The sequence below is a fragment of the Flavobacterium sp. FG19 genome (assembly GCF_057809475.1).
In genome coordinates this window covers 1-16,325 of sequence record NZ_JBMDKA010000011.1, presented here as the reverse complement: position 1 = coordinate 16,325, position 16,325 = coordinate 1, and the positions used below count along the sequence as shown (strand labels likewise).

2 protein-coding genes are annotated in these 16,325 nt (G+C 39.1%); both read right to left on the bottom strand.

Translation table 11 applies throughout. The annotated features are described in order from the left end of the window. Window positions 1–133: 133 nt before the first annotated feature. On the bottom strand, window positions 134–8,419 hold the full coding sequence (locus ACODST_RS12405; RefSeq protein WP_488932422.1) for a T9SS type A sorting domain-containing protein: 8,286 nt from the start codon (window positions 8,417–8,419) through the stop codon (window positions 134–136). Window positions 8,420–8,429: 10 nt separating this feature from the next. Further along, complete coding sequence (locus tag ACODST_RS12400) at window positions 8,430–15,389, bottom strand: leucine-rich repeat domain-containing protein (protein WP_488932421.1); 6,960 nt, start codon at window positions 15,387–15,389, stop codon at window positions 8,430–8,432. Between the last annotated feature and the right edge of the window lie 936 nt (window positions 15,390–16,325).

The window sequence follows — 16,325 nt, the reverse complement described above, 5'->3', positions numbered from 1 at the left end:
TAAATATCCTGTTTCTCTGAAGCGAAAAAAAAAGCTGTCCTTTTGAGACAGCTTTTTTTCTTTTCACTATTTACTAATTACTCTTTACTAATTACTCTTTACTAATTACTCTTTACTAATTACTATTCACTCTTTACTTAACAATAAACTTAGCTTTATAAGCCGCATCTGCATTATAGAGCAGTAAATAATATATTCCTGCGGTTCTTAAATGTGTTCTGATTTCTTTTCCTGAACCTGATGCCATTTCGAGTTTATCCTGTTTGTAAACCAGTTTTCCGCTGGTATCAAAAACATTTAAAATAAACTGTCCGTCGTTACCATTTAAAGTCAGGGTAAAGTCTCCGTCGTTAGGTACCGGTGCCAGAATCAAACCGTTTTTACCTTCAGTTGGATAATCAACAGATAATGACGCATCTACTTTTACCTCCAGTGACGTGCTTTTACTGCAGGAACCCGGTGTGACATAATACAGCCAAAGCGTCTGAACTCCCTGTTCGGTCCATTTGATGGTAACCGAATGATCCGTTTCAGCGATAATCTCACCTCCGGTTACATTCCATACATAATTCTGCATAGCTTCAGTTGCTGTATAGGTTGTAGTTACATTCGCATCTGTTATAACAGCATCTCCCGTGATTTCGGCAGTATTGTTTACCGAAATTTCGACATTGGTGTACACTACTCCTTTTCCTTGTAAACCACTTGATTTCTTGTTTAGCTTGGTCAGGTCAATTCCAAATGAGTGGGTTCCGGTATACTTTTCAATGTTTCCAATCTCAAATTCTTTATCTGATATTTTAGTCAGTGTAAGCTCTTCATTAGAAACCACTATTCCACCCGACTTCACAATGATATTCTCTTTGGTAAATGCCGAAGCAGTAATCTCATCGGCAAACTGAACTTTTAGAACATCTGTTTCGGAACAATCACTGTTAATACTCAACGGCGTTACTGTACAATCTAAATCAACGATATCAATATAAGTCTCAATACGAACAGCATCGCTGGCGTTTCCTGACTCATCATATACCAGGGCTTCAAAAGTATTTTTACCGGTATAACCTGTTATTGGCAGTAAAACTTCTTTGGCGGTTTCCTGACTTTGTCTGCTTACCAGTGTTTTCCCGGCAGCGGTTATCACATACAATTCGATAGTTTGTTTATTACCTTTCGTCGTAAGGGCAATTGACAAATCAGTGCCTGAAGTAATATTATCAGCCGCAGAAATTCCTCTGTCTGGTGTAATATGCATATTAGACGGTGCCGAGGGTTTTCCTAGTTTTACTTCCCACATCGTACTCGCACTGCCCGTTCCAAAATTACCCGAAGCATCTTTAAATCCGGTCTGGTCTACTACTATTTTGTATCCTCCTTCGGTTTGTGTATACGTTCCTAAACCTGAAATCAGATACTGCAGATCATCTTGTTTGGTTACTGTTACAACCGCATTTTGATTTACGCTTCCTTTAAACAAGGTAATACTGTTTTTATCAAAACCTTCAACTGGTTTGTTTAAAGTAACCAAAACATCTGTAACGTTCTGACTGTGTACGGCTCCCTGGTATTTTGGTGTAAAGGCATCTACTTCAGGAATTACGATATCGACTTTCCATTTTTTCGACTGAACCAGTAATCCAACCGTATTGTCTTCTGCTTTTACAGCTGGCAGATCGACTGAAAGTTCATATTCACCGCTTTCTTTATTGTATTCATTTAATCCTACAATAGTGTACTTCAGATTGTCCTCGGTTACTATCGAAATATTTTCCGGTGTCTGACCATTCAACGTCAGTTTTTCTTTGGTAAACTGAACCGGTTTTACGGGTTTATTAAACAGAATTTCAACACTGTTTACCGACTGGGCTTCGATCTGATCGGTTTTAAACTGAACAATTCCCAGTTCGCCGATAATCTGTATCCATGAAATGCTTTTTCCCTCTGTACCTTCATTATCTTCCAGGTCTTTTATTCCGGCACATTGTACCGTTAATTCATAATAACCTGAAGCAATCGCCAGTGTTTTAGTATTTAAAACATAAGTAGAATCGTTTACTTTTCCGATCAGACTGTCATCAAACGGAATTTTGTTCCCCTGATGCAGCAAGGTGATATTGGCCGATGTAAAGGTGTTCGGGTTGATGGCTTTATTAAAGTTTACCTGAACAGATTCTACCACTTTTGTAGATGTTGAAGGTACCTCTCCAAATGAATCTACTTTTGGTACATTCCTATTAATTGGACTATAGTATAAAGTATATCTTTCTAATCCTGAAATTTTATCCAGAAAGTGAAGATTGTTTTCATACTTCGGATCCAGACCATCTCTCAGCGTTACATGTGTCTGCCAGAAGTTTTCTATTGGCAGTTCCAGATTATCGCTTATTCTTACCACTCTTTCCAGTTTGTATCGGTCCGCTCCCGGATCGGCCATATTACCATAGTTCCAGCCTGTTTTTGACGAATCCATAGTTAAAATTGTAGTCAGCTGAGCAGGTGAAATAGTATTTGAAACCGTTCCCGAAGTTACTTTATAGACTTCGTCGTTTTCTCCGTTTGAATAATAAATCGCATCCGGAGTATCTTTTATATCTGCAATATCATTAACCAGGAAATCATTTATATTGTCCTGTCCGGCACCGTATGCTTTTACACTTCGAATCAGTTCATGTACATACGAAGCTTTGATCAGGCTCAGGTTTTTATTTCCGTAGCTGCTTAAATGTTTAATTTTAAGATCATATTCTACAAAATGGCCCAATAAAGTACTGGTGAACCACCATTGTCCCAATGCCGATTTCTGAGGCTCAATATTTCCAAAATCAACATTCAGTAAGCCTAATTGTTTCGGTTCGTTATTAAAATTACTTCCAATAATTTCAAAGTCAATCAACAGTCCTTTTTTGTTTTCGATAATTTCCGGCTGAACCGATTCTACCTGAACATTTTTAGCGATTCCATAACCTTCATTTTTAATCAGTAAGGCCATTTCTGCCGGAACAATTGGTTCTACTTTATCTGTTAAAGGATCATCTCCCAGAATATCACGCTGCATAAAATAATGCATTACCAAATCCGGGCTTGGGTTTACATCCAGTGTTACCGGATATAACTGTGTTGTCACCCTGTCACCTGTATTAGGATCCAGATACGATAAAGTACCGCCAAATGAATAGGATTTTGGTACCGTTGGTGCAGCCTCTTTGGTCGGGATAAAAATAACCGTTCCCGACTGATTCGTATTAGGAGCCACAAGTCCGCTTCCGCTTAAGAAAGCATCTTTATTGATCTGAAATAAATGGGTCATATCGTTTCCGGCTTCATCTCTGATCAGTAAATCCAGATTAATATCTTTTATGGTGTTTGAATCACTTCCGTTATTCAGCGTCAATGTACCTTCAAACGCCTCTCTGGTCATGGTTATTTTTTGAGAGAACTTAACGGTTACAGTCGCACAAACCGAAGTTTTGGCATCCAGCTCGTCAATATATTCTTTAAGGTCTTTCATATCTGTTTCGTACATTTTCTCTGCCGAAACAAAACCTCTGCTTTGATAATGTGCTGTCAATAATCCTCTTACTCTGTCATATTCTTCGATATCATTTTTATTGATAATGTCGGGATATGCTGTAGTAGGTGCCTTGATATTTTTCGACCAGGCTTCTACTGTTTTATTCCATCGGTTACAGAAATTATCAATTTCCTGACTTGTAATATCTGTGCCCGCTAAATTGGTTTTAATTCGTGTTACATCAGCTGCAGAGTATGCTTTTTCAGTATCGAGGTTTACCGCGACTTCCTGCATAAAGGCATTAAACGAAGCGCTTTCCAGCAGTCTCGGATTTCCTAAATAGGCCCGCAGTCGGTTACTCAAAGCTGTCTGGGCATTATCCATGATATAAAAGTCATTGTACATCGCTTCAAGGAAACTATTTTTGGCTGTAGTTTTTCCGGAAGCCAGCGGATCATAAATACAGGTTTTTAAAACCGAAACCATACTTGCTACACAGCCAATTGGTCCCGGAATACAGCCTGCCACAGCGATAATCTGGTTTATGGTATCGCCGTTTACCGTTGCCAGTCCTAAAAGACAGCCCGCCACAGCTCCTGCAGGTCCTCCGGCACAGCCTATTACCATCCCGAATACCGAAGTAATACAAGGGTTATCGCAAATCGTAGGAAGTCCGGTAACAATATTCCCAATAGCTGTTCCAATAGGAATTAAACCTCCAAAGCCGCCTCCGTTAAAAGAAGGACTTCCGCCCACTACCGGAGTACTTGGAGTGGAACATGTTAGTACATAATACGGTTTAAACGCTGCCACATCCTGCTCTGTTTCACAAACATACGTTCCTCTTGTTATTAAATTATAAGAACAGTTTTGTGAAGCGGTCGTTTTGGATGTATTTCCGGTTTTCGTGATAAGGATTGGAATTATAATTGTCGATTTGGCGTTTAACACATCCATTTTTTCAATCATCAGTTTGAAACTGTAATCCTGCTGGCTGTCTATATTAAATTTTACATTCGACAAAGCAATTAGTCCGTGATTGGTTACTGTTGCATAACTCATTCTGCTTTCACCGGTATTCAGGTTTAAAACAGGATCATCAATATCAATTACGATTACCGGTTTCGGTACGTTGGTTTCAAATTTCACTACCAGATCCGACTGGTATTCATCGGCAATTTCAGTTGGGGTTACCACCCATTCGTAACTAACTGCCTGATACGTAATAAAGACTCTTTGCGAAGTTACTTTACCCGGATCAACTAATAAATTATTCTGATACGAATCGTGTTTATCAGCAGTTACCGTCACAGTATAATACCCTTCCGGTATCTGCGGAGTGCTGAACAATCCGTTTTCATCGGTAATTCCTTCTGCTACCACTACTCCTGAAAAAGGATGACGCACTGTTACTTTCGCACCTTGTAAATGCGGGGCTCTTTCGGTGTTATACGTATATTCATCTACAACATCGATCAATAGCGAACCTGTCGCTTCTGAAACGGGTTCTATTCTGAAAGGAATACTTACCCCGCCTCCGTTCGAAGGGTTTAATGCTAAATTTCCTGTCAGCGGAACATTCAGCTGCTGCTGGTCTGTCGGAGCTAATTCCAATATGAGTTTTACAGCTTCATTTGGAGCCATTTTCTCAATTACTGCGGGACTTTTTAATTTCATCCATTCCAGAACAGGAATGTCTACTTTTACTTTTTCGGCATCAACAGCGCCTGTATTGGTAACGGTTACTTCGTAAAAACGGGATGATCCTTTAATCATCGTTGTATTGATACTAACCGGATTAGCCTGTAATTTTGGTGTCTGTGCTTTGGCATGATAATAGGCCAGAATTGGCAGCTGCGCACCTTCGGCTGAAGTAACATTAAAATTGATCTGATAATATTTTTCTTCTGCTGATGCTGTTTCGGCTAAAATAGTATATGCCAGTACGCCTTCCTGTCCGGCCGACAGCGTTAATGCATCGGTCTGAATGGTAAATCCGGCATCCGCAGGCAGTTCTATTTTAATATTGGTTAAAGGCGTTTTACTGTTGTTTTTCAATTTAAATTCTCCTTTATAAGGCACCTGTGTTACGACTTCCCATTTTAGGTAATCGGCTGGTTTATTGGTCCACTCAAAACCAACGATATCAAACTGGGCCTGAACCGCATTAACCGTTCCCGGATATCCGGCACTTACCGTATAATGTCCGCTTTCTGCCTGTAACGGTTCAAAATCGTAAACAAAGTTTCCGGCAGCATTGGTTTTTACTTTAAACGAACGTGTAAAATTTCCGTCAGAAATCGTAATCTCCACTTCTTTATTGGCTGCAGCACTGTTATTGACCAGTTTGGCTGATCCGGTAATATTTACTAATTCACCTGATTTATAAACGGGTTTTGAAACCGCACATACCGCTGAATAGTTCGAATTTAATTTGATAGCCGAATAGCCTTCGTTATTCGTATACGATAATTCAACTGTTTTCTGATCAGAATTAACGGCCACTACAACAAAATAGGCACCAGCCTGCTGCGGCAGTTTAATTGATTTTACGAGATGCAGTTTTTTACCCGCCTGGATATCCTCATTAAGCTGTCCGGAAAAAATCAGGGTACCGTTTTTAGCCGACTGCTCTTTTGAAAGATAGTATTCTATTTTTGTTCCTTTGGCCAGTACTGCAAATCCCTGATTCGTGATGGTTGTTTTTACTTCTATGGTATCTTCTCCACCCGCTTCAGCTACTGTGTTTACGGAAGTTACTACGGCATCCGCTTTATTTTGATCTGTTACCAGAATCCAGGCAAAACCGGCGCTGAACGTGTCTGCTTCGGCCTGAATACGAACGGTCTGATCTCCTGTTTTTGATGCATCAATAATCGTATTGATTTCTACTTCAACGCTTTCCTGTCCAACCGGAATAGTGACTTGTGCCGGAATCGAAACAATGCTTGGAGTATCTGATGTTAATTGTACTGAGACAGCTTTAGACGTATCTACCGTATTTCTGGTAATTGTAATTTTAGCCGCCTTTTCTACTCCGGCTTTCACCGTTGCAGGATTTGCTTTTACGCTTAAAGCCGGTCCGTTACTGTCTAAAATAGTAACCGGTTTTGAAACTGCAGTTCCTCCGTTTCCTGCCGGAACCGTACAATTGCAGGACGATATATACACATCTGCCGTTACGTTTACCGTTTTGGTTCCGTCTACGATTCCGTTGTTTACAGCCCCAATATTGAATTTCTTCGAATTGACATTGGCCGGAAAATCAATTACATCCGGAAGGATTAGCGCATTGGCTGTACTGGCACTTAAACGGATATTGGTACTGATTTCCGGTTTACTGATACGCTTCAGTGTAGCATAAGTTGCATACACTCCATCGGCTTCCGAAATAGTCGACGGACTGATTTCGAGTTCAAATACCGGAATATTGGAACTTTTTAAACTAATTTCTGTTGTTCCCGCCTGAAAACCTTCTGCTCTTAAAGTCAATTTTCCGGTTACGGTTGGTTCAGGAACTTTATTGTTTTTTACGGTAATGGTAAACGATGTTGTTTTACTGCCCGCAGGAAGAATTACTTCTGCCGGGACTGTCCAGCGTGAACCCTGATCTGCCGAAATAGTAAATGTCGTGGCAGCAGTTCTCGCATAATTGGTCTCTAAAGTAACCGTAATCGTTTCATCGTCTGTCGCTGTTATTTTTGAAGGTGTCAGCGTAATCGTCGAAAATTCGTTATCGATGATTTCAACAGTCTCTGCTGCGGACGGATATTCATTTCCGGAAACCGAAAGCGATACTGTTCTCGCACCATCATTAACATTATTGTCAATTGGTTTGATATAAAAAACTACCGAAGACTGGTCTTTTGGAATGGTAATGTTAGAATCCAATTCCAATTGTCCGTTCTGCGAAGCTGTCAGAGCAAATGTTTTATCACTGCTTCTGTCCCCGCTCTGGGTCAATACAGCCCTGATTACTTCTGTCGAATTCTCAGAAATACTTTTTTTGTCCAAAGTCAGGTACAAACGTTTTTCTAGTAGAATGGCATTGGCTGCTATTACCTTGTTGTTGTTTTTTAAATCATCCGGTTCTTTTACAGCAGCATTGGCCGTAAGACTTATTTTTACTTTTACATTACCTTCGATCCCTACAACTTTTGGCAGTGTAAATGCGGCTGTTCTGTTTACGGATTTCTTTTTATCCAAATCGTCATTATAAGAAACAGTACCTAAAGTGTATTCTGTTCCGGTAAGTTCCGACACGATGCTTATTTGTTCAATCCATCCTCCCGAAGCGATACGGTCTCCAATATTATCCACTTTCCAGGAAACATTTATTTTGCCTTCAGGTGTTATTTTAGATTCGGCTGCCGTGATTCCGGAAATTGTCAGATCTGGAAACTGTGCCGCCGCAATCGTTAATTTTCCGTTTACGTGATTGGAACCAATATCTACGGCACTTTTAGAACTTAATACTACACCTGACAAATCCAGATTGTGAATCTGTCCCGAAGTATAGTTTAACGGAATTTCAATTGGAATTTCCAGTAAGGTTCCGCTTTTTGCTTTAAAAGGCGTACTGGTTAAGGAAAGGATTATAAAGTGATAATTCCTTGGGTTGTTCTTTTCGATGTTGACATAAATAGCATGATCTCCTTTACGGCTTTCGATAATTTTACTGTCTTTTTCGTTTACGATCAGTCCTTCGGGAACAGTCAGCGTAAATTCTGCCCCCACTACTTCATCGGTATTAGCAAGTTCCACCAAAACTGCCGACTTCTCGCCCGGTCCTGCTGATGCATCCGTAACTTTCAAACTATTCTGAGCCTGAATAAAAGTTCCTAAAAACAGGAATATAAAGGCCAGAAACGGTTTTATTTTTATTGTTTTTAATTCGTTAGCTATCATTATGATGAGTTTATTGTATTAACATTTTTCCTTTAAAAATTCCCGCTTTTCCGGTTCCCTGTACTTCAATGGTATAGAAATATACTCCTGAGGCCAGTCCGTTTCGTTCAAAAGTCACTTCATGGTTTCCTGCTGAAGTTTCCAGATCAGACTGCTGCTTTACCAGTCTTCCCTGTGTATCAAAAACTTTGAGAACGGCTTTATCAGCACTTTCCGGCAGATGGTACTGAATGACTGTTTTTTCAGTAAACGGGTTCGGGTAATTTAAAAGGGCTGCAGCAGTATCTGATTCCATATCTCCGGTTCCTAAAGTTTTAGATACTTTATAACTCAGCTCTTTGGCATCAGAATCCGAAATCATCGCGGTAGTAATTACCGTCTGAGGAGAAACTCTGGCAACAGCCTGTTTACCTGAAAGTGATTTATCCAGAGAGAAACCGGCAATACTGATTTCGCCTTCACGTTCTGCGACTGAAACCGTATATCCCAGACCGGAAAGAAGTTCTTTTACTTCTCCTTTGGCACTGTCTTTTAAACGAATATCAAAGGCCGCTGTCGAAGCTGACTGATTGTCGATATAAAGAGTATTGTCTTCAATGCTTAATACGACATCTTCGGTACCGGTTAACACCGGACGTTTTGTACTGGCAGGTTTTTCAATGTTTCCGGCCTGAATTTTATTGATTAATAAAATAATGTCCAGCAGATTCAGGTTCTTGTCTTTGTTAATATCGGCAGCACCATAATTAAAGAATTTTGGTTTCTGGCTTAAGGTATAATTCAAAGTAGACTGAATGTCTAAAATATTAACACTGCTGTCTAAATTTGAATCTCCTTCTCTATAGGTTATTGTATAAGTCAATACACTGTTTCGGGCAGATCCTGCAATTTGTCTTAGTTCGAGAACCTGATTGTTCGGAACGTTCCATTCGCTTAAAATACTGGTTAGTTTTACACCATCCTGCGGTACGGCCACCACCTGGAAATAGTCTTTTAAAGTCATATTATAAGACTGGCTGGTATTAAAAACAGAATTGGTATGATCGTAACGGTTTAGTTTCTGGTCTTTTAGTACAGCATCTACCGTTAAAGGCAATTCGCCCAGATTGATTTTCTGACGGTCGATTTTAAAACTTACTGCCGGCGCAAATGCTGCATCAATTCCTGTCAGACTGTTTTCTGAAAGATCAACTGTTTTTAATTTGGTTACTTTGGATAAACTTTCCGGAATGGTTCCGGTTAATTTGTTTTTAGCCAGGTTTAGGTTCTGTAATTCTGTTAATTTGCCAATTTCAACACTGATGTTTCCTGTTAAGTTGTTATCAGGAAGATTAATAGATACTACATGTCCGTCATTAGTAGTAACACCTTTCCATTTCTTTTCATGTAGATTATTGGAAGAGATATCCCAGGTCTCTTTCCACTCTGTTCCACCCGCATTCTGGAAAAATGCTACTAATACATCATATTCTTCTGCTGCTAAAGGCGTTTCAGAGCCGTCAGCAATGCCTTTAAACTCTAAATAAGTTCCCTGAGAAGTTCCGTTTTTCTGCCAGATTGCAATTTTTGCTCCTGACGGAATACTGGCTGCCGCAATATTTGGGAATGTAATGGTATTAGCAACCGCCGTCGCTTCAGAAATTTTGAAATTATTGGCCTGAAGTTCAAACTGGTATTCACCGCTGTAATCCTGTGCCGTTTCGTTATAGGAAGCAATTGCCGGAAGATCAACGATAATTTCGTCTCCTTTTAAATACAGGTATTCGTCTTTTGCTATTACCTGTCCTCTCAGGTTCACATATACTTGAGCAGGATCATAAGTAAAAGGTTTTTCTAAAGCATCAAATCCGTTATTCGAAAGATCGATCTGCTCGATACTTTCAAAATCATTTAAATGCCCCGGAATGGTACCTTTATATAAATTACCCGAAACGGATAATTTCTTTAAGCCTGAAATACCGGATAAAACCGGAATAGTGCCTTCAAACTTATTGGATTGTAAATTAAGTGTTTTCAGGTTTTTCAGTTTCCCTAAATCTAACGGAACTGATCCTCCTACGGTATTGGACTGCAGGTTCAGGGTTTCCAGATACGTCAGATTAGAAATTTCGGCAGGCAGTGTTCCGGACAAGTTATTTCCTGATAAAATAAGCGATACTACGTGGCCTTCTTTGGTTCCTACACCGTACCAGCTTACTTCATGAAGTTTGTTTTCAGAAATATCCCATTTTTGTGTCCACTGTGCTCCGTTTGTACTGGCATAAATTTTCTTCAGGATTTCAAATTCTTCCTCGGTCAGCGGTTTTCCAAAAACAACCTGTGTATAATCAATAGCGGTTCCCTGAGCTGCACCGTCGTTTTGTACAATCCTGATTTTATCTGTTAATTTAATTCCGTATAAAGCGATATCCTTAAAAATCAGGTTTCCTTCGCTGTTGGAATAATTCGACGCCTTGTTTACCCCATTGATATAAAGTGAAAAATGGTTTTTATTATTGATAACCCCGCCATTAGCCGTAAATAATAGTGCTGACAAAACAGGAAGATCGATTACCAGTTCGTTTGCCCCTACTTCAATAGTAGGAACAGTAATAGTCTGATTTGTTATATCTACTATTTTTAAAAGCGGTAAATACGCCAGCGCTTCATCCGTATCGGCAATATTGTTATAGCTTAGATACAGGGTTTTCAGCAGCTGCAGCTTATTCCATGAAGCCGGAATCGTACCTTTAAGTTTGGTATATCGAAGATCTAAAGATTCCAGTGACTCTAAGCCCGAAATGACGGCCAGATCAGTCGTACTTAAATCTTTGTTGTAATTTCCTCCGTACAATGACAGGTTTTTAAGGTATTTCAGGTTTCCAAAAGAAGCCGGAATCGCTCCCGAAACATTGTAATTATTATTCAGGTTAAGTCCTGTAATATGTCCGTTCTGAATACTAACACCATACCAGGCCCCTTCATGCAGGTTATTTTCGGCTACATTCCACTGGTTGTTCCAGTTGGTTCCGCCCATCGCATTGTAAAAATCAACCAGCGCCTGATATTCAGTATCCGATACTTTTGGCTGGTCTACTTTTACATTGGTAAAATAGATATAGGAATAATAAGAAGATCCCGTTGTTCCGTCATATTCCTGATACAGGTACATTTCATCTCCTGTTTTTAAAGTGGCCAGATAATCGGCCGGGACTGTCAGCGTTCCGTCTGCCGCCACTCTGATATTACTTCCAACCTGACTGCCTCTGATGTAGAGTCTGAAAGAACGCTGCGCAGAGAAATCATTCGTCGGTTTATTGTATAAAAGCACATTAGGCAGATTGCTGATTTTTACATCGGTACCTTCGTATAAAAAGTTTTCAATACTTAAATTCTGTGAATTCAGTTCCAGATACACAGACCCTGGCAATAAAGCCTGAATAGCCGCTACTTTATTTCTTGAAAGATCTAAAGTCTGTAAAGCCGTATTTTTTTCTAAATCTTTAATCAGCACTTCGATCTGATTACTGGAAAGGTTTAACGTTACCAGATTGGCCAGATTCCCTGTCGAAACCGGAATAGCTTTAATCTGGTTGTACGATGCGTCCACTGTTTCCAGACTTTCCATGGCACCAAAATCCTCCGGTAATGCCGTAATCTGGTTACTGTTCAGATAGAGCGTTTTCAGTTTTTTAAGCTTGTTCCAGGAAGCCGGAAGATCACCTTTTAAACTTGTATATCGTAAATCCAGTGTTTCAAGGGATTCTAATTCGGACAGAACACTTAAATCAGTTGTGCTTAAATCTTTACCATAATTCCCGCCATAAAGCGAAAGGTTTTTTAGGTATTTTAAATCGCCTATAGAAGCCGGAATGGCGCCCGTAACATTATAATTATTGTTTAAATTTAGTCCGGTAATATGTCCGTTTTCTATACTTACCCCGTACCAGGCACCTTCGTGCAGGTTGTTTTCGGCCACTGTCCACTGATTGTTCCAGTTGGTTCCGCCCATTACGGTATAAAAATCAACTAAAGCCTGATATTCTTCATCCGGTATTTTAGGCTGATCGATTTTGATATTGGTAAAATAAATTCGGGAATAATAGGAACTGCCGCTCATACCATCATACTGCTGATACAGGTACATTTCGTCTCCTGTTTTTAAAGATGACAAATAGGAAGCCGGAATAGTAATGCTGCCGTCTTCTGCCATTACTAAGTTAGTAGCTGTCTGAGTGCCTCTTAAGTATAAATAAAACTGTCTTCTTGACGAAAAGTCATTTAAAGACCGGTTATAAGAAAGTACATTGGGCAAGTTTTCCACTTTAACATCGGTTCCCTGATAAAGGAAACCATCAATCGTAATGTTTTGCGAATTCAGTTCCAGATATACCTGACTTTTTAAAAGCCCCGTAATTGTTCTAATTTTATTGCCGGAAAGATCAATGGTAGTTACGGCCTGAAGATTTTCCAGTTCTTTAATAACTTCTTCGATCTGGTTATTGGAAAGGTTTAACGTTTTTAGTTTGGTCAGATTTCCAACAGATACCGGAAGTACTTTGATCTGGTTATAGGGCATATCCAGTATTTCGAGACTTTCCAATGCGCCAATTTCTTCAGGAAGTGCCGTAAGGGCATTGTTTCCTAAATAAGCCGTTTTCAGTTTTTTAAGTTTGTTCCAGGAAGCCGGAAGATCACCTTTGATATTCGTATATCGTAAGTCTATGGATTCTAATGACTCCAGATCAGCTAAAACTGCCAAATCGGTAGTACTTAGATTTTTACTGTAATTTCCTCCGTACAGAGACAGGTTTTTAAGATATTTCAAGTCAGCAATTGAGGCCGGAACGGCACCTGATACATTGTAATTATTGTTCAGGTTTAGACCTGTGATATGTCCATTTTCGATACTTACTCCGTACCACGCTCCTTCATGAAGGTTGTTTGAAGCTACATTCCATTGATTGTTCCAGCCGGTTCCGCCCATGGCGTTATAAAAATCGACTAAGGCCTGATACTCAGTATCCGGTATTTTAGGCTGGTCTACTTTGACATTCACAAAATAAATTCGGGAATAATAAGCACTTCCTGCTGTTCCGTCGTACTGCTGGTACAAATAGAACTGATCTCCTGTTTTTAAAGATGACAGATAAGAAGCCGGAACAGTTACGCTTCCGTCTTCGGCTGCTGTAATATTGGTTCCCGCCTGATTTCCGTTTACATAAACTGTGAACTGTCTGCGAGCCGAAAAATCATTCTGGTTTCTGTTATAATACACAATATTGGGAAGGTTCTCAATTTTGGCATCGGCACCTGTATAGGTAAAATTTTCAACGTTTACTGATTGTGAATTCAGTTCCAGGTTAACCTGACTGCCCAGTAATGCCACGATATTGGCAATTTTATTACTCGAAAGATTCAGTGTTCTTAAAGAGGCAATATTTTCAAGTTCTTTGTTTAAAACTTCAATCTGGTTGTTATATAAATTCAGCGTCACCAAATTGGCAAGGTTTCCAATCGATGCCGGAATAGTTGTAATTTTATTAGTTGACATCTCTATGGTAACAAGGCTTTCCATCTCGCCAATTTCTTCGGGAAGTGCGATAATGCTGTTACTTTCAAGGTAAATTGTTTTAAGGTTCTTTAATTTACTCCAGGCAGACGGAATTGCACCGGCAATATTACAGTAACGCATATCCAGGGATTCTAAAGACTGAAGTTCTGCGAGTACATTTAAATCGGTTGTACTTAAATTTTTAGAATAGTTACCTCCGTAAAGCGAAAGGTTTTTAAGGTATTTCAAATTTCCAAAAGAAGCCGGAATCGCTCCCGAAACATTGCTGGTATTATTCAGGTTTAATCCGGTAATATGGCCGTTTTCTATACTTAGACCTGTCCAGGCTCCTTCGTTAAGATTATTTTCATTGATATCCCACTTATTGTTCCAGCTGCTGCCGCCCATGGCATTGTAAAAATCAACCAAAGCCTGGTATTCAACATTAGGCACACTGGCCTGATTTACTTTTATATTGGTAAAATAAATATTGCTGTAATAAGCACTTCCGGATGTACCATCGTACTCCTGACGCAGATATATTTCGTCACCGTTTTTTAAACTCGCCAGATAAGAAGACGGAATGGTTAAACTCCCGTCTGCTGCCGCTGTTATTGCTGTCCCGATCTGACTGCCGCGCAGATAAACCGTAAATTGTCTGCGGGCCGAAAAGTCATTGGCAGACCTGTTGTAATGCACTACATTAGGCAGGTTTTCAATTTTTAAATCGGTTCCCTTGTAAACGATATTTTCAAGGTTTATTTTCTGATAGTATAATTCAAGACTTACCTGACTAGCCAGTAAACCTGTAATTGTCCCTACTCTATTACTGGATAAATTCAGGGTTCTGAGTGCCGTAAGGTTTTCCAGTTCTTTAATGAGTACAGGAATCTGATTGTCAGTAAAATCAGCCGTTACTAAACTTTCAAGCTCACCAAACTCAGGCGGTAATCCTGTTATGGAATTTGAACCGATGTAAAGGGTTTTAAGCTTTTTCAACTTGTTCCAGGAAGCCGGAATAGCGCCTTTTAATTTACAATATCTCAGGTCTAATGATTCCAGGGCTTCTAATCCGGAGAAAACTCCTAAATCGGCCGCACTTAAATCTTTAGAATAATTTCCTCCATAGAGCGAAAGTGTTTTAAGATATTTTAAATTTCCGAACGAGGACGGAATAACTCCTGCAATATTACTGGTATTGCTTAAATCAATGCCTGTAACATGCCCCTCTTCTACCGTTACCCCGTACCAGGCAACTTCATGCAGATTGTTCTCACCTGTATTCCATTTGTTACTCCAGTTTGACTCTCCGGCTGCCTTGTAAAAATCAACCAAAGCCTGATACTCCGAATCGGGAACAGGAATGTTAAAACTGGAAGCAAAAAGAGAAAAACTGCTGTACAAAAACAACAGTCCAATAAGTAGTTTTTTCTTCATATATCAATGTTTAGCGACTAGTATTTTGGAAGATACCTTTTGTTAAAAAAATCGATCAAAAGTAAGAAAAATAATCTCTTTATTTTTGTTAAACGACATTTAAATAACAACAAACAATTGATTTACAGTTATTTAATTAAAAAAATTACCTGAATACAGGTAAGTTTTAATCATTATAAATAAGACGTTTTCTGATCAAAACTTAAACAATTGTTATGGTATTTTTTTAATCAGAAAAAAGGGTTAAAAAAGCGTTTTTATTTGTTAAAATTTGAAAAGAAAAAATGAAGATAATTAGAGAAAATTTATTTTTTAGACAGAGAAAATATTCTACGAATCCCGTAATAAAATCTGAATTTGGAGACTGCTTCAGAATGTTGTATTTCGCCCCTCCGGGGCTTTTTGTATGATGGTGAAATTTGTTTCTATAAATATGTCGTCCCTCCGGGACTGAAAAATATTGGCCGCCCATCAAGGATTTTGCTTTATGCTGAAATTTGTTTCTATAAATATAACGTCCCTCCGGGACTGAAAAAATATTGGCCGCCCATCAGGGATTTTGCTTTATGCTGAAATTTGTTTCTATAAATATGTCGTCCCTCCGGGACTGGAAAATATTGGCCGCCGATCAGGAATTTTGCTTTATGCTGAAATTTGTTTCTATAAATATAACGTCCCTCCAAGGCTGAAAAAAATATTGACCATCCCTCCGTTTTTATATGATGATGAAACCTGTTTCTATAAATATGACGTCCCTCCGGGACTTAAAAATGTGTCCACATAATGTTACTATCTATATTTTGTTCCAACGGAACATAATTTCACTGGAAAACAACTGATTCTCTATAACTGCATAAGAACAATATATAACCTAAAAAATGGCTTCGGAGATTCTGTGTTGATTTACAAGTTAAAATTGAAATTTTAATTATTTTT